Origin of the sequence: Paraburkholderia bryophila, from assembly GCF_013409255.1 — a bacterium.
In the GTDB taxonomy this organism is placed as follows: Bacteria; Pseudomonadota; Gammaproteobacteria; order Burkholderiales; family Burkholderiaceae; genus Paraburkholderia.
This window is the reverse complement of record NZ_JACCAS010000001.1, coordinates 784388-803715: the sequence shown is the minus strand read 5'-3', so window position 1 is coordinate 803715 and position 19328 is coordinate 784388. Positions and strand designations below refer to the sequence as shown.

Here is a 19328-nt window from a genome sequence, read left to right as displayed (position 1 = left end):
CGGGGCAAACGGCGTATCATGTAATCGAGTGTCCGGAGGCTCACACATCTATGGCGGACAAGAAAAGTTCTAACAGCGAAAAGCTGTTGTATTGCTCGTTTTGCGGCAAGAGCCAGCATGAAGTCAAAAAACTGATTGCCGGCCCGTCTGTGTTCATCTGCGATGAATGTATTGATCTGTGCAACGAAATCATCCGTGACGAAGCTGCAGGCGCGGGCATCGAGGCGGGCTTGTCCAAGTCCGATCTGCCGAGCCCGCAGGAAATTCGTGAAATCCTCGACCAGTACGTGATCGGTCAGGAACGCGCGAAGAAGATTCTCGCGGTGGCGGTGTACAACCACTACAAGCGCCTCAAGCACCTCGACAAGAAAGACGAGATCGAGCTGTCCAAGAGCAACATCCTGCTGATCGGCCCGACGGGTTCCGGCAAGACCTTGCTCGCGCAGACGCTGGCGCGTCTTCTGAACGTCCCGTTCGTGATTGCCGATGCGACCACGCTGACGGAAGCCGGCTACGTCGGTGAAGACGTCGAGAACATCATCCAGAAGCTGCTGCAGAACTGCAATTACGAAGTCGACAAAGCCCAGCGCGGCATTGTCTACATCGACGAAATCGACAAGATCAGCCGCAAGTCCGACAACCCGTCGATCACCCGTGACGTGTCGGGTGAAGGCGTGCAGCAGGCTCTGTTGAAGCTGGTCGAAGGCACGATGGCGTCGGTGCCGCCGCAGGGCGGTCGTAAGCATCCGAATCAGGATTTCATCCAGGTCGACACGACCAACATCCTGTTCATTTGCGGCGGCGCGTTCGACGGACTCGAAAAAGTCATCGTCGACCGTACCGAGAAGACCGGCATCGGCTTCGGCGCAAGTGTGAAGAGCAAGCAGGACCGCGACGCCGGCGAAGTGCTGCGCGAAGTGGAGCCGGAAGATCTGATCAAGTTCGGTCTGATTCCAGAACTGATCGGTCGTCTGCCGGTAGTGGCCACGCTCGGCAAGCTCGATGAAGTCGCGTTGATGAAGATCCTCGTCGAACCGAAGAACGCGCTGGTGAAGCAATATCACAAGCTGTTCAATATGGAGCGCGTCGAGCTCGAAATTCGCCCGGCTGCGTTGCAGGCCGTCGCGCGTAAGGCGATTCGTCGCAAGACGGGCGCACGGGGTCTGCGCTCCATTCTGGAACAGGCGTTGCTTGACGTGATGTACGATCTGCCGGCAATGAAAGGCGTTAGCAAGGTCATCATCGACGATAACGTGATTGAAGGCGACGGCAAACCGCTGCTGATCTATGAAGACGCGCCAAAAGTGGCGGGTTCGAACTGATCGGCTTTCGGGTTCTGCAAAAAAAGCCGTTCATGGCGACGTGAACGGCTTTTTTCGTTTATCGTGTGGTTAAGGATGCTTGTTTTCACTATGGAGTCACTGAACCTTCGGAGTCACTGAACTTTTCCCACACGCGGAGGCTTGCAATATTTTCTGCTGGCCTCACCTATCGAACGAACTGATTCCACTCATGGGGAAATGAAATGTCAGGAACCCAACTCCTCCCGCCGGAACGCATTACGCTCCCGCTGCTCCCGCTGCGTGACGTAGTCGTCTTCCCGCACATGGTGATTCCGCTCTTCGTAGGCCGCCCGAAGTCGATCAAGGCTCTCGAAGCAGCGATGGAAGGCGGCAAGCACATCATGCTCGTCGCCCAGAAAACGGCTGCGAAAGATGAGCCGACCGAAAAGGACATGTACGAAGTAGGGTGTATTGCCAACATCCTGCAAATGCTGAAGCTGCCTGACGGTACTGTGAAGGTGCTCGTCGAAGGCTTGCAGCGCGCGAAGACGCTTTCCATCGAAGAACAGGAAACGCAGTTCTCGTGCGAAGTCATGCCGCTCGAACCCGACCACGCCGACAGCGCTGAAACTGAAGCGCTGCGCCGCGCGATCGTGTCGCAGTTCGACCAGTATGTGAAGCTGAACAAGAAGATCCCGCCGGAGATCCTGACGTCGTTGTCGGGTATCGACGAGGCTGGCCGCCTGGCCGACACGATCGCGGCGCATCTGCCGTTAAAGCTCGACCAGAAGCAGCACATCCTCGAAATGTTCCCGGTGATCGAGCGTCTCGAGCATCTGCTCGCGCAACTCGAAGCCGAGATCGACATCCTGCAGGTCGAAAAGCGCATTCGTGGGCGTGTCAAACGCCAGATGGAGAAGAGCCAGCGCGAGTACTACCTGAACGAGCAGGTCAAGGCGATCCAGAAGGAACTCGGCGAAGGCGAAGAAGGTGCGGATCTCGAGGAACTCGAGAAGCGCATCACGGCTGCCCGCATGCCGAAGGAAGCCAAGAAGAAGGCCGACGCCGAGCTGAAAAAACTCAAGCTGATGTCGCCGATGTCGGCTGAAGCGACGGTCGTGCGTAACTACATCGATACGCTGATCGGCTTGCCGTGGCGCAAGAAGAGCAAGGTCAACAACGACCTCACGAATGCGGAACGCGTGCTCGACGAAGACCACTTCGGTCTCGAGAAAGTGAAGGAACGCATTCTCGAATATCTCGCGGTTCAGCAACGTGTCGACAAGGTGAAAGCGCCGATCCTGTGCCTCGTTGGGCCTCCGGGTGTCGGTAAGACGTCGCTGGGTCAGTCGATCGCTCGTGCCACGAACCGCAAGTTCGTGCGTATGGCGCTCGGCGGTGTGCGGGACGAGGCTGAGATTCGCGGTCACCGTCGTACGTACATCGGTTCGATGCCCGGCAAGATTCTGCAAAGCCTGACCAAGGTCGGCGTGCGTAATCCGCTCTTCCTGCTCGACGAAGTCGACAAGATGGGTCAGGATTTCCGCGGCGATCCGTCGTCGGCCTTGCTCGAAGTGCTCGATCCGGAACAGAACCATACGTTCGCCGATCACTACGTCGAAGTCGACTTCGATCTGTCGGACGTGATGTTCGTGGCGACGTCGAACTCGCTAAACATTCCGCCGCCGTTGCTCGACCGGATGGAAGTGATCCGTCTGTCGGGTTACACGGAAGACGAGAAGGTCAGCATCGCGCAACGTTATCTTTTGCCGAAGCAGAAGAAGAACAACGGCCTCAAGGAAGGTGAGGTCGATGTGACGGAAACGGCGATCCGCGACATCATTCGTTACTACACGCGTGAAGCGGGCGTGCGTTCGCTCGAGCGTGAAATTTCGAAGATCTGCCGCAAGGTCGTGAAGATGCTTCTGCTGAAGAAGGCGGAAGGCGCGGTGAAGGTCGACGGCAGCAACCTCGACACGTTCCTTGGCGTGCGCAAGTATGACTTCGGTCTGGCGGCGAAGGAAAATCAGGTTGGCCAGGTCACGGGTCTCGCGTGGACGGAAGTGGGCGGCGATCTGCTGACCATTGAAGCCGCGGTGATGCCGGGTAAGGGCAACGTGATCCGCACGGGTTCGCTCGGCGACGTGATGAAGGAATCCGTCGAGGCAGCACGTTCGGTGGTTCGTTCGCGCTCGCGTCGTCTCGGTATTAAGGACGAGGCGTTTGAGAAGCAGGACATTCACATCCACGTGCCGGAAGGCGCCACGCCGAAGGACGGCCCTTCGGCCGGCATCGCGATGACGACCGCGCTGGTGTCGGTGTTGACCGGTATTCCGGTGCGTGCCAATGTCGCGATGACGGGCGAAATCACGTTGCGTGGCGAAGTTCTGCCGATCGGCGGCCTGAAAGAGAAACTGCTGGCGGCGCATCGCGGCGGCATCAAGTTGGTGCTGGTTCCGGAAGAAAACGTCAAGGACTTGACGGAGATCCCGGACAACGTGAAGAACGCAATCGAAATCGTGCCGGTCCGCTGGATCGACAAGGTGCTCGAACTGGCGCTCGAACGTGTGCCGCAGGCGTTGCCGGATGAAGAGCCGAAACCCGCCACGCCGGTCGCGGCTGAGTCAGGTAAAGAGGTCGGTGCGACGGACGTCGTGAAGCACTAATCTTCAAGCGCTAAAGCGGCACACAGCGAAAGCTGTTTGCCGGACAAAAAACCCGCGGTCATGCCGCGGGTTTTTTATTGCCCGCTCGGTTATCGCTCCATCACCGTCACGCCTCGCGACGCGTTTCGCAGCGCCTCCGCCGCATCTCTTCACTGCCCCGTTTCCCAACCTTTGGGCAATCGCGCGACCTGCGCGCCGACTGGTTGCGCATGCATCGATTAGCGGCAAGATCGGGTGATAAGCCGGCCTTTGCAAAACCCCCTGAATCAGGCTCAACCCCGCTTGACACAAGGGTTTCGGCCAATTCTAATGACTCGGCTCGGCGTAGCCCGCCGGCCGCGTGAAACCAGGCGCTGCAGAGCGCCATCACGATTGCCATAAACATTCTCGGGGGTTGGAATGAACAAGACGGAATTGATCGATCACATTGCACTGCAAGCCGACATTTCGAAGGCTGCGGCGGGTCGCGCGTTGGATGCCGTGATCGGTGGTGTCAAAGGAACGTTGAAGCAGGGTGGTTCAGTGACCCTGGTCGGCTTTGGAACGTTCGCGGTCGGCAAGCGCACCGCACGCACGGGCCGCAATCCGCGCACCGGCGCCGCGATCAAAATCAAGGCGGCAAAGGTGCCCAAATTTAGGCCTGGCAAAGCCCTGAAGGATGCGCTATACTAATGGGCTTGCCGCTTGGGAAATCAGGCGGTAGAAAATAAGCAAGCTGATTCACTATAGCGGTATTAGATCGTGAAACGGGTGCTTAGCTCAGTTGGTAGAGCGGCGCCCTTACAAGGCGTAGGTCGGGAGTTCGAGCCTCTCAGCACCCACCAGTTTCCGGTTTAGTCGAGTGTCTCAGTCAGCGCAGTATCAGTGCAGTACAAGGAGTGGTAGTTCAGTCGGTTAGAATACCGGCCTGTCACGCCGGGGGTCGCGGGTTCGAGTCCCGTCCACTCCGCCAGTATCCTCGAAAGGCGAACTACGGTTCGCCTTTTTTATTGCCCGCTGTTGTAAGATCGGGCGTTCTGTTTTTGGCACCCCTCACGCATGCTCGATTTTTTCCGTAATCACAAACGCCTGATGATGGTCATGCTCATCCTCGTCATTGTGCCGGGGTTGGGTTTTGTGGGTATTCAAGGCTTCCGCGGCTTCTTTGACGAAAGTGCGAATGTCGCGAGCGTCAACGGTCACAAGATCACGCGCGCCGAATACGACGACGCGATGCGTCAGCAGCTCGACCGTGCCCGTCAGATGCTCGGTGCGCAGTTCGACATGAAGTCGTTCGACACGCCTGAGCGCCGCAGCGAAATGCTCGACGGTCTGATAGAGCAGCGCGTGTTGGCCGACGAAACACAGCGCCTGCATCTGACTGCGTCGGACGACGCGGTGCGCCGCGTGCTGCTGAACGACCCGGTGATCTCGTCGCTGAAGAATCCCGACGGTTCGATCGACGTCGAGCGTTACAAGCAGTTGCTCGCGATGCAAGGCATGACGCCCGATCAATACGACGAGCGCGTGCGCTACAGCATCGCCACGCAGCAATTGCCCGTCTCGATCCAGAGCAGCGCATTCACGTCGAAGACGCTCGCGCAGCATCTGACCGACCTCGCGGAGCAGCAGCGTGAAGTGCAGGGCATCGCGTTCCATCCGCGCGACTACGCGGCGAAAGTGCAGCCGACCGACGCGCAACTGCAGGCGTATTACGACGCGCACAAGAACGACTTCGCCACGCCCGCTACCGCCACGATCCAGTATCTGGTGATGTCGCCGGCCACGCTGGCGGCGTCGGCGCAGCCGAGCGACGCGGATCTGAAAAAGTACTACGACGACAACATCGCGCACTTCCGCACGGACGGCCAGGTGCGAGCCAGCCACATCCTGATCGCGGCGCCGAAAGACGCGAGCGCCGCCGACAAGGCGAAGGCCAAGCAGAAGGCTGAAGAGTTGCTCGCACAGATCAAGGCACATCCGGATCAATTCGCACAGATCGCGCAGCAGAATTCGCAGGACCCAGGTTCGGCGTCGAAGGGCGGCGATCTGGGTTACTTCGGTCCCGGCATGATCGCCGGCGGTAAGGCGTTCGACGACGCAGTGTTCGCGTTGAAGAAAGACGAAGTCAGCGGCATCGTGCAAACGGACTTCGGCTATCACATCGTCAAGGTGACGGACGTGAAGCCGGCCGTAACCAAGCCGTTCGACGAAGTGAAGGACCAGATCTCGAAGGACCTGAAGACGCAACTCGCGACCAAGGCATTCAGCGACGATTCGGAAGGCTTCACGTCGATCGTCTACGAAAAAGCGAAGAGCCTGCAACCGGCCGCGGACAAGTACAAGCTGCAAATGCAAACCGCTACGGTGACGCCGCAGCCGGATCCGAAGCTGCCGCCGGGCAGCCCGCTCGGCAATCCGAAGTTCCTGGCCGCCGTGTTCGCGAGCGACGCAGTGACCGCGCGCAACAACACGCAGGCCATCGATGTCGGCGGCAACACGCTGATCGCGGCGCACGTTACGGATTACAAAGCGGCCGCCGTACCGGCGCTCGACGCGGTGAAAGACGCGGTGCGTCAGAAGGTGATCGCGGTTCAGTCGGACGAAGCGGCGCACAAAGACGGTATCGCGAAGCTGGCCGACTTTGACAAGTCCAAGTCGACCGCGGGCTTTTCGTCGCCGCTGAAGGTGTCGCGCAATGACGCGCAAGGCGTGCCGCCGGCAGCACTGAGTGCAATCTACAAAGCAGACGCGCAAAAATTGCCGGCTTACGTTGGTGTGGACCTCGGTGCCGATGGTTACGCGATCTATCGTGTGAACGCGGTGGTTGCGGGCGCACCCATCGATCCGCAGCGTCTGGCCGCAGCGCAGCAACAGATTGCGCAAGTCGACGCGCAATCCGAATCGGAAGCGTATCTGCAGGCTGTGCGTGCGCGTTCGAAGGTCAAGTTCTTCGGCGCGCTCGACAGCAGCAATGCACCGGCGAGCGGCGAATAAGCCTCAGCGTTCGCGCTTGTCGATACAAGCTTCGATGCAAAAAAGCCCCGCAATTGCGGGGCTTTTCATTTGGCGAGCGTTCCAAAGTTTTAGACGCGTTATCGATAAAGATCGCCAAATGGTTTGCTGCAGTGCTTCACAGAGAGAATCACAGGCAACCGCTGATGGCGCCGGTAGCGTCGCTACCCGCACCGCCGTTCGCGCGGAAACCGACCCACGTCCCCTTGCCGGAATACGACGGACGCACCACCGCGGCCGCGCCGTTAGGCGGTTGCTGGCCCGGGACATAAACGTCCATGGCCTGATCGTTAGCCATCGTGTCTTGCGACACGACCTGCTGTTGCGAGCCGTCTGCCCATTTCTGCGCGATGCAGGTGGCGACGGCCTTCACCGGTTGCTGGCTTTCACCGACAGATTGGACGCCTGCAGGCGGTTGAGCGGCGCAGGCAGAAATTGCCACGGTCAAAGCGATTAACGGTAGGTATTTCACGTTATCTCCTCAAGAGACGCTCAAAAATCGAGCCGGGTTACACGGGATTACGAAAGTGTCAGATAGACCTTACCGATCCGTGTTCCCAAAGTTCTGGAAACAAGTTGTTAGCGCGCTGTTCAGCGCGGCGAACTTGGTCGAAGGAGCGGCTTAACCACAGGCCACACGTTATTGAGTAGCACTGGCTGTGCCTGCTGGGTCGGATGCATCTGATCTGCCTGGAACATGTCCGGTTTGTCGGCGATGCCGGCGAGCAGGAACGGCACCAACGACACATGCAATTGCTGCGACAGTTGGCCGTACATGGCGTGGAACTTTTGGGTGTAGTCCGGGCCGTAATTAGGCGGTACGTACATGCCCACCAGCACAACCTTCGCGTGACCCTGTTGAGCCTGTTCGACGATCGTGCGCAGGTTGTCGTCGGTGGTGGAGAGTGGCACGCCGCGTAACGCGTCGTTAGCGCCGAGTTCGACGATCACGATGCTCGGCTTCAAGCGCTCCAGTAAGGCCGGCAAACGGGCGCGTCCGCCGCTGGTGGTGTCGCCGCTAATGCTTGCATTGGCGACGCTATAATCGATTCGCTCGGTGGCGAGGCGCTGGCGCATCAAGGCGACCCAGCCCGTGTCGCGAGGCAGGCCGTATTCGGCGGAGATGCTGTCGCCGAGCACGACGATCACCGGCCTGGCCGGTTCCGGCGCGTTGGCGGCGCGTGCCGCGAAGGGCAGCGAAAACAGGGTGGCGGCCACGAGGCCCAAGCCGAATGCCGAAGTCGGCGCTGCGGCGCGCGGCGCAATGGCGAGCACTTTCAACCTACGCTTCACCATGCTAAACAAAACTGATCCAGTCATTGAAGTGCGGGGTTTGTGCAAGAAGGTTAAGGATGCGACGGGCGAACTGACGATTCTCGACAACATCGATCTTGCTATCGATGCCGGCAGCAGTGTGGCGATCGTCGGCGCATCCGGGTCGGGCAAGTCTACGCTGCTCGGCTTGCTCGCAGGATTGGACAGTGCGAGTTCGGGCTCGGTTCGGCTGCTCGGTCGCGAGCTTACCGAATTGAGCGAAGACGAGCGGGCCGCATTGCGCAGCGGCTCGGTCGGTTTCGTGTTCCAGTCGTTTCAACTGATGCCGCATTTGACAGCGCTCGAAAACGTCACGTTGCCGCTCGAGTTGCAGGGCGGTGTGGGCACACGCGAAGCCGCAACGCGTGCGCGTGGTTTGCTGGAGCAGGTGGGGTTAGGGCAGCGCACGGGCCACTATCCGAAGCTGTTGTCGGGTGGCGAGCAGCAGCGTGTGGCATTGGCGCGCGCGTTCGTCACGCATCCGGCGATCCTGTTTGCGGATGAGCCGACCGGCAGTCTCGATGCCGCCACCGGCCACGCCGTGATCGACCTGATGTTCGAGATGAATCGCGCGAACGGCGCCACGCTGATTCTGGTTACGCATGATATCGAGCTGGCGCGTCGCTGCGACACGACCGTGACGATCGAGGCGGGACGGCTGGCTTGAAGCGACCCGACTAGCCCGAGGCGGCCAGGCAAATCAGCGTCACAAAAAACCGTCGCACCAAAAGCAAAGCGGGCCACGAATGGCCCGCTTTTTTATTGCTTACTTTTATTGCTCATTTTCGTAGCTCAGTCAGCGCGATCACCCGCGCGACTCAACTCACTTCTTCAACGCCGCCCGCGCGCGCGCGATCAACGCCGACGTCGACGAGTCATGCTTCTTCTCGTCCACGCTCGCCGAGGTCAGATCGGCCTCGACCACCTTGCCGAGAATCTTGCCGAGCTCGACGCCCCATTGATCGAACGGATTGATGTTCCACACCGACGCCTGCACCAGCACCTTGTGCTCGTACAACGCGATCAACGCGCCCAGCGTGCGCGCGGTCAGCGCGTCGACCAGCAGCGTGCTGGTCGGCCGGTTGCCCGGAAACACCAGATGCGGCGCGAGTTCCGGCTTGTCCGGACCGGCCACTTTCTTCGCTTCTTCCAGCGTGCGGCCGAGCATCAGCGCTTCACTTTGCGCGAAGCAATTGGCCAGCAGTTTCGGATGATGGCTGACGAGCGGATGTTCCGGCGTCATCACAGCGATGAAGTCGATCGGCACAATCGTCGGACCCTGATGCAGCATCTGGAAGAACGCGTGCTGGCCGTTCGTGCCCGGCTCGCCCCACGTCACGGCGGCGGTCGGGTAATCGACCATCGCGCCATCGAGTCGCGCGGACTTGCCGTTGCTTTCCATTTCGAGCTGTTGCAGATACGACGGCAGGAAATGCAGCGCATTCGAATACGGCGCGACCAGATAGCTTTGCGAGCCGAAGAAGTTGCGATACCAGATGCCGATCATGCCGAGCAGCACCGGCAGATTCTTTTCGAGCGGTGCGTCGCGGAAATGCTGGTCCATCTCGTTGGCGCCGGCGAGCAGCTCGCCGAACTGCTGCGGACCGATCGCGATCATGATCGACAAACCCACCGCCGACCACAGCGAATAGCGGCCGCCTACCCAGTCCCACATCTCGAACACGTTCTCTTTCGCGATGCCGAATTTGACCACTTCCGACGGATTCGCCGACACGCCGACGAAGTGTTTCGCCAGCGCGCTTTCCGGGCAACCCTTCTCGATGAACCAGTCGCGCAGCGAGCGCGCGTTGGTCATGGTTTCGAGCGTGGTGAACGTCTTGGAGACGATGATCGCGAGCGTTTCCTCGGGATCGATCTGCTGCATCACGTTGTACAGATCGGCGCCGTCTACATTCGACACGAAGTGCGTGGTGATCTCGGGCGTGGCCAGGTGATGCAGCGCATGCACGACCATTTTCGGCCCGAGGTCCGAGCCGCCGATGCCGATGTTCACCACATAGCGGATCCGCTTGCCGGTGTAGCCGGTCCATGCGCCGCTGCGCACCTGGTCGGCGAACGCGGCCATCTTCGCGCGCTCGGCCTGGACCTGGTCGAAGAACGGCGCTTTCGGATCGGTGGCGCGCAAGGCGGTGTGCAAGGCGGCGCGGCCTTCGGTCGGGTTGACGACCTCGCCGGCGAACATTGCGTCGCGGCGCTTTTCGACGCCGGCTTCACGCGCGAGTTGCACGAGCAGCTTGAGGGTTTCGTCGGTGATGCGGTTCTTCGAGAAATCGGCCGCGAGACCGCCGCCGGCGAACGCGAAGCGCTCGGCGCGGGTGGGGGCGGGATCGTTCTCGGGGGCGAACCAGTCGCGCAGGTGCGCATCGCGAATCTTGTCGTAATGCGTTTGCAGCGAGGACCAGGAGGGGAGCGAGTTCTGCGTCATAGCGTCCGTCTAACCAAGGGCACGAAGGAAGGCGAGCGCGTGAAGCGCTGCCGAGGATGAGGCAACGATGCTGTTAGAGCGATGCCGCGCGGCCGGTGATGTGCTGGGCGGTGGGGAGGCTTTAAGCGTTCGCCGCGCGAGTGCGAGTGCGCTGAAGCTTCGCCGCCACCCGCTTCGAATCCGACGCGCGGCGCAGTCGTTCAGTATAGCGGCCTTGTGTGAAGGGTGACAGGCAGGCGCGCTTTGGCGGCGCGGCGCAGAGTTTGGGATGCGGGCGCCGCGTCCCACGTCTCACCCTTCCGTCGCCGGATAAAACAGCCGGTTCAGCAAACTCCGCACCATCGGCGCCAGTTCGCCCGCCGTCAAGCCAGCGGGACCATGCCCTTGCGCCGTCAGCGTGTCGGCGGCGAGGCCGTGCAGATAGACGCCCGCCAACGCCGCTTCGTAGCGCGGCAGATGCTGCGCGAGCAGCGCGCCGATGATGCCGCCGAGCACGTCGCCGGTGCCGCCCGTCGCGAGCGCGGCGTTGCCGGTCGGATTGATCGCGAGGCGGCCGTCGGGCGCGGCGATGATCGTGCCGGTGCCTTTCAGCACCACCACGCTGGCAAAGCGCGCGGCCAGCGCGCGCGCCGCGCCGAGCCGGTCGCGCTGCACGCCGGGCGCGTCGGTGCCGAGCAGGCGCGCGGCTTCGAGCGGATGGGGCGTGAGAAGGCACGGATCGCCTTGCACGCCGCGCGCGGTGAGTTCGGCCGCGAGCGACGGATCTTTCGCGATCAGATTCAGCGCGTCCGCGTCGAACAGTTTCGGCATGTCGAGTTGCAGCACGTCATGCAGTACCTGGGTGGCGCGCTCGCGCTCGCCCATGCCGCAGCCGATCGCGAGCGCGTCCATCTTGTCGAGCGGGAGAGCGTCGATCGCGTGCAGCATCAGTTCGGGATGCGGCGGATCGTAGGGCGGCGCGCCGTCGCCCAGCAGCGCGACGTGCACTTTGCCCGCGCCGGTGTACAGCGCCGCGCGCGACGCGAGGATCGGCGCGCCGCACATGCCGGTGTCGCCGCCGACCACGGCGAGGCTGCCGAAGGTGCCCTTGTTGGTGGCGAAATCGCGTGGCGGCAGGAAGCCTGCGAACAGGTCGGGCGCGTTGAGTTGCACGGCCGTGCGTTTGCTGGAGTCGATGCCGATCGGTGCAACGGTGACCGAGCCGGCGAGGTCGCGGCCTTGCGCGGTGAACAGCCCCGGTTTGGCGGCGATGAAGCTGATCGTGTGTGTGGCGTGCACGGCCGCGCCGTCGCTTTCGCCGACCACCGTGCCGGTGTCGCTGTCGAGGCCGCTGGGGACGTCGAGCGCCAGCACGCCGCCTTTACGCGGCCGCGCTTTGGCGCGCTGCGAAAGTTGGCGTGCGACCGTCGCGAAGACGCCGTCGAGGGCGCGTGTCAGGCCGATGCCGAACATGCCGTCGACGAGCCAGGTGTAGCCGTCCAGCGACGCGGGCGGCGCCGTGCTGATCGCCACGCCGGCAGCACGCGCCAGATCGAGGGCCCAGCGGGCGTCGTCCGGCTTCACGTCGACCGGCATGCACAGTTCCACGGCAATGCCACCTTTGTGCAGTTCCGTCGCGAGGACCAGCGCGTCGCCGCCGTTATTGCCGGGGCCGGCGATCAGCCACACCTTCTGCTTTGCCCGTTCGATCGACGTGTCGCGTGTGATCAGCTCTTGCAGGAAACTCGCCGCGGACTTGCCGGCGCGCGCCATCAGCGTGTGCTCGGGCAAGCCGGCCGCGGCCTGCGATTCGGCGAGCCGCAGATCGGTCAGCGTCAGTAAAGGCAGCGCCTTGTTGCGAGGGCGGGTGAGGGTGGGCGGGGTGAGGTCGGCTTCGGTCATGGCGGCGGGCGATTCGCCTTGGGGCTAGGCCCAAGGCGAGGAAGCTGGAGAAGCCGCTATGGTAGTGCCGATGAGCGCGCCGCGCGAACCCATCGGCCGGCTGCGACTAGAAACGGTCCGCGCGCAGCGCCGCTAGCGTATCCGCCGGCACATCCGACGTCTGACCGGACATCAGATCGGCGATCAGTTTGCCCGCGCCGCAGGCCAGCCCCCAGCCCGCCGGGCCATGACCGACATTGACGAACAGGCGCGGATGCAGCGCGTTGCCGATCACCGGCAAACCATCGGGCGACAGCAGTTTGACGCCTTCCCACGGCAGCGCCGCCGAGATCCGCGCCGCGCCCGGAATCCAGTCGTGCGTGGCCTGGCCGAGCAGCGCCAGCGCTTCTTTGGTCAACGCTTCGCCGAGCGGCTTGTCGATCTGGGCGGCGCTCTGCAGCACCGCGCCACCCGCAATTCGCAGCCGATGATTCATCCGGCTGATCGCAATCCGCTTGACCGCGTCGACGATCGCCACATGCGGCGCGCATTCTTCATGCGCGATCGGCGCGACCAGCGTATGCAGGCGCAGCGGATGCAGCGGCAAGCGCAAGCCGAGCGGTTCGAGCAGCGCGAGGCTGCCGTACCCGGCGGCCACGACGACCGCGTCCGCATGGATCACGTCGACCTCGCGCGAACGCGACGACGCGCCCGGCCGTGGCGCCAGTTCTACCGACGCCCGCTGACCTTCGAGACGGATCGCGGAGACTTCGCAGCCGAGCATGAATTGCACGCCGCCCTGGTTATCGAGCGTCTGCTTGATCAGCTTGGCGAACAGCGGCGAGTTGGCCGTGCGTTCCTGATCGAACAGCACGCCGCCGGCGAACTCCGGCTCGGCGCGCACCGAGTGCTCGAACGCGCTGCATTCGGCGGGTGTCAGCACGTGATGCGGCACTTCGTTCTGGCGCAGCAGTTCGAGCGCCGGCTGGGTCTGCTCCCACTCCTGCGCGGAGCGCACGAGGTACAGCAACCCGCTGGTCTGTTCGAATTCGAGGCCGAAGCGCGCTTCGACGTCGGCCATGGCTTCGCGCGACAGCTCGATCAGCGGACGTAGCCGGCCATATTGGCGGCTGAAGGCCTCGGGGTCCTGCAAGGTGGCGAGTTGTTTGACGAACTGGCGCGCCGGGCCGGTGAAGCCGGTCTTGCTGATTACGCCGTTTCTGGCGTTTTGCCGGCTGGCCATGAAAGTCGGACCGAACCAGACGTCGAGCGGCGTGGGCAGCACGGTGCCGCCGTGGCCATAGGTCGCGCCCTGCGCCACCGTGGCGTGACGCTCGACGACGCAGACCCGGTGACCGGCCGCGCGCAATTGATAAGCGGTGGCGACGCCCGCAATCCCGCCGCCGATGACGATGACATCCATGTTCTGATTCGAATGGCCGACGGGACGCCGAAGCGGCGCGCTCCCGTTGAGCGTGACATGCGGCGCGCGTTGCCCGGTCTGACTCATTGCCTCAGGCCGCTCGCGCCGATCTGGTGAAAGGCCGAATGATAGCAGTCAAAGCGCTCGCGCGGCCACGCGGGCGGCACGCCGGAAAGCGTCGCGCGGCGCGCCGCGAGCAGGCCGAAAGCGCACCGGCAAGGCCGCCGGAAGCCCTTTCCCGGGGTATAATCTCGGACTTCCTTTCCGCCTCACGTCGCCTGCACGCGCGACTTCTCGGCATCACTGAGCGACGCAAAGTCAAGTCCATGGCCCACTTCTCGTGTTTCCCCGGCGCTTCGGCCCTTTCCGATTTCCGTCAAACCCGCCTGCTCGACACGCTCACGCGCATCGACCCGAACATCATCGGCGTGCGCGGGCAGTATCTGCACTTCGTCAACGCCCAGAGCGAGCTGTCCGCTGAAGACACGGCGAAGATCGAAGCGCTGATGCACTACGGCGATCCGCTCGAAGAAAGCAAAGAGCGCGGCACGGCCGAAACCTTCCTCGTGGTGCCGCGCTTCGGCACGGTGTCGCCGTGGGCCAGCAAGGCCACCGATATCGCGCATCTGTGCGGTCTCACGCAGGTGCGCCGGATCGAGCGCGGCGTCGAGTACACGGTCACGCTGAAGAGCGGCCTGCTGGGCGGCAAGAAGGCGCTCTCCGACGAAGCCCGCGCGGCCGTCGTCGCCGCGCTGCACGACCGCATGACCGAAAGCGTGTCGAGTTCGCGCGAGCACGCGCTGCATCTGTTCGACGAACTGCCGGCCAAGCCGCTGCAAACCGTCGACGTGCTCGGCCACAGCCGCGGCGCGCTGGAAGCGGCGAACACGGAACTGGGCCTGGCGCTCGCCGACGACGAAATCGACTACCTCGTCGACGCGTTCACGAAGCTCGGCCGCAACCCGACCGACGTCGAACTGATGATGTTCGCGCAGGCCAACAGCGAACACTGCCGTCACAAGATTTTCAACGCGGACTGGACCATCGACGGCGAGAAGCAGGACATCTCGCTGTTCAACATGATCCGCAATACCGAGAAGCTGAACCCGCAAGGCACGATCGTCGCGTATTCGGACAACTCGGCGATCATGGCGGGCGGCATGGCCGAGCGCTGGTTCCCGCGCACGCCGGCCGACCTCGGCGCGAGCGAATTGCCGGAACACTACCGCCGTGGCGTCGAACTCACGCACACGCTGATGAAGGTGGAAACGCATAACCACCCGACCGCGATCTCGCCGTTCCCGGGCGCCTCCACCGGCTCCGGCGGTGAAATCCGCGACGAAGGCGCGACCGGTCGCGGCGCGCGTCCGAAGGCGGGTCTCGCCGGCTTCACGGTGTCGAATCTGGCGTTGCCGGACGGCGTCGAGGCATGGGAAAACGCGCGCGACGTTGCGCAGCCCCTCACACACCGCAATCCGGCCGAGCAGCACGAAGCGTATGGCCGTCCTGACCGCATCGCGTCGCCGCTGCAAATCATGATCGACGGTCCGCTCGGCGGCGCCGCGTTCAACAACGAATTCGGCCGGCCGAATCTGGGCGGCTATTTCCGCGCTTACGAGCAGAACGTCGCGGGTCTGGTGCGCGGTTATCACAAGCCGATCATGATCGCCGGCGGGATCGGCAATATTTCCGACCAGCACACGCATAAGCACGATCTGCCGGAAGGCTCGCTGCTGATCCAGATCGGCGGCCCGGGCATGCGGATCGGCATGGGCGGCGGCGCGGCGAGTTCCATGGCGACCGGCACGAATACCGCCGAGCTCGACTTCGACTCGGTGCAGCGCGGCAACCCCGAAATCGAACGCCGTGCGCAGGAAGTCATCAACGCGTGCTGGCAGCTTGGCGACAAGAACCCGATTCTGAGTATTCACGACGTCGGCGCGGGCGGCTTGTCGAACGCGTTCCCGGAAGTGGTCGACGGCGCGAGCAAGGGCGCGTTGTTCGATCTGCGCAAGATCCAGCTCGAAGAGAGCGGCTTGTCGCCTCGCGAAATCTGGTCGAACGAAGCGCAAGAACGTTACGTGCTGGCCATCGCGCCGGCCGATCTGCCGGCGTTCGAAGCCATGTGCCAACGCGAGCGTTGCCCGTTCGCGGTGATCGGCACGGCAACCGCCGAGCGTCAACTGAAGGTGATCGACTCCGAGCAGAACGCGGACAGCGCGCATCAGCCGGTCGATATGCCGATGGAAGTGCTGCTCGGCAAAGCGCCGCGCATGCATCGCGACGTCAAGCGGGTCGAGCAGAAGCTGGAACCGGTGGACGTCACCGGGATTGCGTTGCCGGACGTCGCGGTCAGCGTGCTGCGTCACCCCACGGTTGCGAGCAAGTCGTTCCTGATTACCATCGGCGATCGTTCGGTGGGCGGCACGACGGCGCGCGACCAGATGGTCGGCCCGTGGCAAGTGCCGGTGGCCGATGTCGCGATTACCACGATGGACTACGCGGGCTTTACCGGCGAAGCGATGACCATGGCCGAGCGCACGCCGCTCGCCGTGATCAACGCGCCGGCGTCGGGCCGCATGGCGGTTGGCGAAGCGGTCACGAACATCGCGGCCGCGCCGATCGCATCGCTCGACAAGCTCAAGCTGTCGGCGAACTGGATGGCCGCGTGCGGCGCAGCCGGCGAAGACGCCGCGCTGTACGACACGGTCAAGGCGATCGGCATGGAACTGTGCCCGGCGCTCGGCATCAGCATTCCGGTCGGTAAAGATTCGCTGTCCATGCGCACCAAGTGGGAAGACCACGGTGTCGCGAAAGAAGTGGTCGCGCCGGTCTCGCTGATCATCTCGGCGTTCGCACCGGTTGAAGACGTACGCAAGCACCTCACGCCGCAACTGCGTCGTGCGAACGGTACGGACGGCGTGGGCGACTCGGTGCTGATCGCGATCGACCTGGGCCGTGGCCAGCATCGTCTGGGCGGCAGTATTCTCGCGCAGGTCACGCAGCAGGTCGGCGACACGGTGCCGGACGTCGACGATCCGGAAGATCTGAAGCGTTTCTTCGCCGCGATCCAGGCGCTGAATCAACAAGGCAAGCTGCTCGCGTACCACGACCGCTCGGACGGCGGCCTGTGGGCGACGGTGTGCGAAATGGCGTTCGCGGGTCACGTGGGTGTGTCGCTGAACGTCGACATGCTGGTGCTCGATCCGAGCCACGAATCCGACTACGGCGACGCGAAAGACTGGGCCAAGCAGACCAGCGGCCGCCGCGAAGACCGCACGATCCGTGCGCTGTTCAACGAAGAACTCGGCGCGGTGATCCAGGTGCGTGCAACGGACCGCGATTCGGTTCTGGCCGCATTGCGCGAACACGGCCTGTCGGCGTGCTCGCATGTGATCGGCAAGCTCAACGAGCGCGACACGATCGAAATCTATCGCGACGCGAAGAAGATCTACGAAGCGCCGCGCACCGATCTGCATCGCACGTGGAGCGAAGTGAGCTGGCGTATCTCGCGTCTGCGCGACAACCCGGCTTGCGCCGACGCCGAATACGACATGCTGTCGGACGCGGCCGATCCGGGCATCACGCCGGTATTGAGCTTCGATCCTTCGGAAGACGTGGCCGCACCCTTCGTCGGCAAGAGCGCTCGTCCGCGTGTCGCGATCCTCCGTGAGCAAGGCGTGAACTCGCACCTCGAAACCGCGTACGCATTCGACCGCGCCGGCTTCGACGCGCACGACGTGCACATGAGCGATCTGCTGGCAGGCCGTGCCAATCTGGCGGATTTCGCCGGGGCGGTGGCCTGTGGCGGCTTCTCATACGGCGACACGCTGGGTGCCGGCGAAGGCTGGGCGAAGGCGATCCGTTTCAACGCGCAACTGGCCGATATGTTCGCCGCGTTCTTCGGTCGCGAAGACACGTTCGCGCTGGGCATCTGCAACGGTTGCCAGATGATGAGCAGCCTCGCGTCGATGATTCCGGGCGCAGAAGCGTGGCCGAAGTTCACGCGCAACAAGTCGGAGAAATTCGAAGCGCGCTTCTCGCTGGTCGAAGTGCAGGCTTCGCCGTCGATCTTCTTCAACGGCATGGAAGGCTCGCGCATTCCGGTGGCAATCGCTCACGGCGAAGGCTATGCGGACTTCTCGCAGCAGGGCGACGCGTCGAAGGCGGCGGTGGCCATGCGCTTTGTCGATCACCGTGGTCAGGCGACCGAGCAGTATCCGTTCAACCCGAACGGCTCGCCTGACGGCATCACGTCGGTCACCACGCCGGACGGCCGCTTCACGGTGCTGATGCCGCACACCGAGCGCGTGCATCGCGCGGTGCAGATGAGCTGGCATCCGGAAGGCTGGGGTGAAGGCAGCACGGACGCAAGCCCGTGGCTGCGCGTGTTCCAGAACGCACGCCGCTGGTTGGGTTGAGGTTGAGCAGAAACAAAAAAACCGCCCTCGGGCGGTTTTTTTTCACACTGGGCAAAACGTAAAACAACCAGGCCATCAAAGCAAACAAGCCGCCCGAGGGCGGCTTGTTCGTTTTAGCCAGTGGGCAAGTAACCCGCTTACTGAATCTTCGCGTTCTTACGCAAACCTTCTTCGAACGCTTGCAGCTTTTCCTGCTGGATCTGCTGCACGATCTGCGGGCGCACCTGCTCCAACGGCGGCGGCGTGATGGCGCGCGTATCGTCGAGACGAATGATGTGCCAGCCGAATTGCGTATGCACCGGCGTGTCGGTCATCTGGCCTTTCTGCAGATGCGTGGCCGCGTCTGCGAATTCAGGCACATAAGCCTTCGGGTCCGACCAGTCCAGGTCGCCACCGTTCTTGCCCGATCCCGGGTCCTTCGAGTATTGCTTGGCCAGATCTTCGAAGCTTGCGCCGGCCTTGATCTTCGCGATCAGGTCCTTTGCCTGCTGTTCGTTGTCCACCAGGATATGGTGCAGGTGATATTCCTTGCCGCCCGCATCTTTGATCAGCGCGTTGTAACGCGCGGTGACTTCGGCGTCGCTCGGCGTGTTGTTCTTCACGAAGTCTTCGATCAGCGCGCGCAGCACCACGGTTTGTTGCGCGACGGCGATTTGCGCCTTGATGTCCGGACGATTCGGCAGGCCGCGACGCAGGGCTTCCTGCATCAGGATTTCGCGGTTCACCAGCTCTTCGCGCACGGCCGTTTGCAGTTGCGGCGTGTTTTGCTGGCCTTGATGCACCAGTTGTTCGATCAGCGCGTCGGCGCGTGCTTTCGGAATCGGCGTGCCGTTCACGACAGCGATGTTCTGTGCAAATGCAGGTGCGGCCGCGAACGCAGCCAGCAATACCCAAAGGTGGGTTTTCTTCAAGGTCATCGGA

12 protein-coding genes and 2 tRNA genes are annotated in these 19328 nt (G+C 62.8%); 8 read left to right on the top strand and 6 right to left on the bottom strand.

Annotated elements, in window-relative coordinates; all coding sequences use genetic code 11:
• Window positions 1-50: 50 nt before the first annotated feature.
• The 6 genes from clpX (at window position 51) to GGD40_RS03425 (ending at window position 6925) form a co-directional block, all read left to right on the top strand.
• The gene (gene clpX / locus GGD40_RS03450) at window positions 51-1322 is read left to right on the top strand and encodes an ATP-dependent Clp protease ATP-binding subunit ClpX (RefSeq protein WP_179704955.1); all 1272 of its coding nucleotides are present in this window, start codon (window positions 51-53) and stop codon (window positions 1320-1322) included.
• Between the two features lie 203 nt (window positions 1323-1525).
• Window positions 1526-3949 carry an endopeptidase La gene (gene lon, locus GGD40_RS03445; protein ID WP_179704953.1) on the top strand — a complete coding sequence of 808 codons (2424 nt, stop codon included), beginning with the start codon at window positions 1526-1528 and terminating at the stop codon, window positions 3947-3949.
• Window positions 3950-4348: 399 nt separating this feature from the next.
• Window positions 4349-4621, top strand: coding sequence for an HU family DNA-binding protein (locus GGD40_RS03440; protein ID WP_179742793.1), 273 nt, complete (start codon window positions 4349-4351; stop codon window positions 4619-4621).
• Between the two features lie 76 nt (window positions 4622-4697).
• Window positions 4698-4773 (top strand) — tRNA-Val (locus GGD40_RS03435).
• Between the two features lie 51 nt (window positions 4774-4824).
• A tRNA-Asp gene (locus tag GGD40_RS03430) sits at window positions 4825-4901 on the top strand.
• An 86-nt stretch (window positions 4902-4987) separates the two neighbouring features.
• A complete protein-coding gene (locus GGD40_RS03425; protein ID WP_179742792.1) occupies window positions 4988-6925 on the top strand; it encodes a SurA N-terminal domain-containing protein in 1938 nt (645 codons plus the stop codon).
• A gap of 148 nt (window positions 6926-7073) precedes the next feature.
• Here the strand turns inward: GGD40_RS03425 and GGD40_RS03420 are convergent, their stop codons facing one another.
• Together GGD40_RS03420 and GGD40_RS03415 are read right to left on the bottom strand one after the other, a co-directional pair.
• The gene (locus tag GGD40_RS03420; protein ID WP_105508281.1) at window positions 7074-7415 is read right to left on the bottom strand and encodes a hypothetical protein; all 342 of its coding nucleotides are present in this window, start codon (window positions 7413-7415) and stop codon (window positions 7074-7076) included.
• A gap of 119 nt (window positions 7416-7534) precedes the next feature.
• On the bottom strand, window positions 7535-8239 hold the full coding sequence (locus GGD40_RS03415; protein WP_179704947.1) for an arylesterase: 705 nt from the start codon (window positions 8237-8239) through the stop codon (window positions 7535-7537).
• On the opposite strand from GGD40_RS03415, the gene GGD40_RS03410 reads away from it, so the two are divergent.
• A complete protein-coding gene (locus GGD40_RS03410) occupies window positions 8238-8924 on the top strand; it encodes an ABC transporter ATP-binding protein (protein ID WP_051980518.1) in 687 nt (228 codons plus the stop codon). The genes GGD40_RS03415 and GGD40_RS03410 overlap by 2 nt on opposite strands.
• Before the next feature lie 156 nt (window positions 8925-9080).
• Here the strand turns inward: GGD40_RS03410 and pgi are convergent, their stop codons facing one another.
• From pgi to GGD40_RS03395, 3 genes are all read right to left on the bottom strand, one after another.
• Window positions 9081-10703: a glucose-6-phosphate isomerase gene (gene pgi, locus GGD40_RS03405; RefSeq protein ID WP_179742791.1), complete on the bottom strand. Its 1623-nt coding sequence runs from the start codon at window positions 10701-10703 to the stop codon at window positions 9081-9083.
• A 291-nt stretch (window positions 10704-10994) separates the two neighbouring features.
• Window positions 10995-12584, bottom strand: a complete 1590-nt coding sequence (locus GGD40_RS03400) for an NAD(P)H-hydrate dehydratase (protein WP_179742790.1) — start codon at window positions 12582-12584, stop codon at window positions 10995-10997.
• Window positions 12585-12690: 106 nt separating this feature from the next.
• A complete protein-coding gene (locus GGD40_RS03395; protein WP_179742789.1) occupies window positions 12691-13986 on the bottom strand; it encodes an FAD-dependent oxidoreductase in 1296 nt (431 codons plus the stop codon).
• Window positions 13987-14312: 326 nt separating this feature from the next.
• On the opposite strand from GGD40_RS03395, the gene purL reads away from it, so the two are divergent.
• Window positions 14313-18407, top strand: a complete 4095-nt coding sequence (purL, locus tag GGD40_RS03390) for a phosphoribosylformylglycinamidine synthase (RefSeq protein ID WP_179742788.1) — start codon at window positions 14313-14315, stop codon at window positions 18405-18407.
• A gap of 137 nt (window positions 18408-18544) precedes the next feature.
• On the opposite strand, the gene GGD40_RS03385 is transcribed toward purL, so the two are convergent.
• The gene (locus GGD40_RS03385) at window positions 18545-19324 is read right to left on the bottom strand and encodes a peptidylprolyl isomerase (RefSeq protein ID WP_035550281.1); all 780 of its coding nucleotides are present in this window, start codon (window positions 19322-19324) and stop codon (window positions 18545-18547) included.
• Between the last annotated feature and the right edge of the window lie 4 nt (window positions 19325-19328).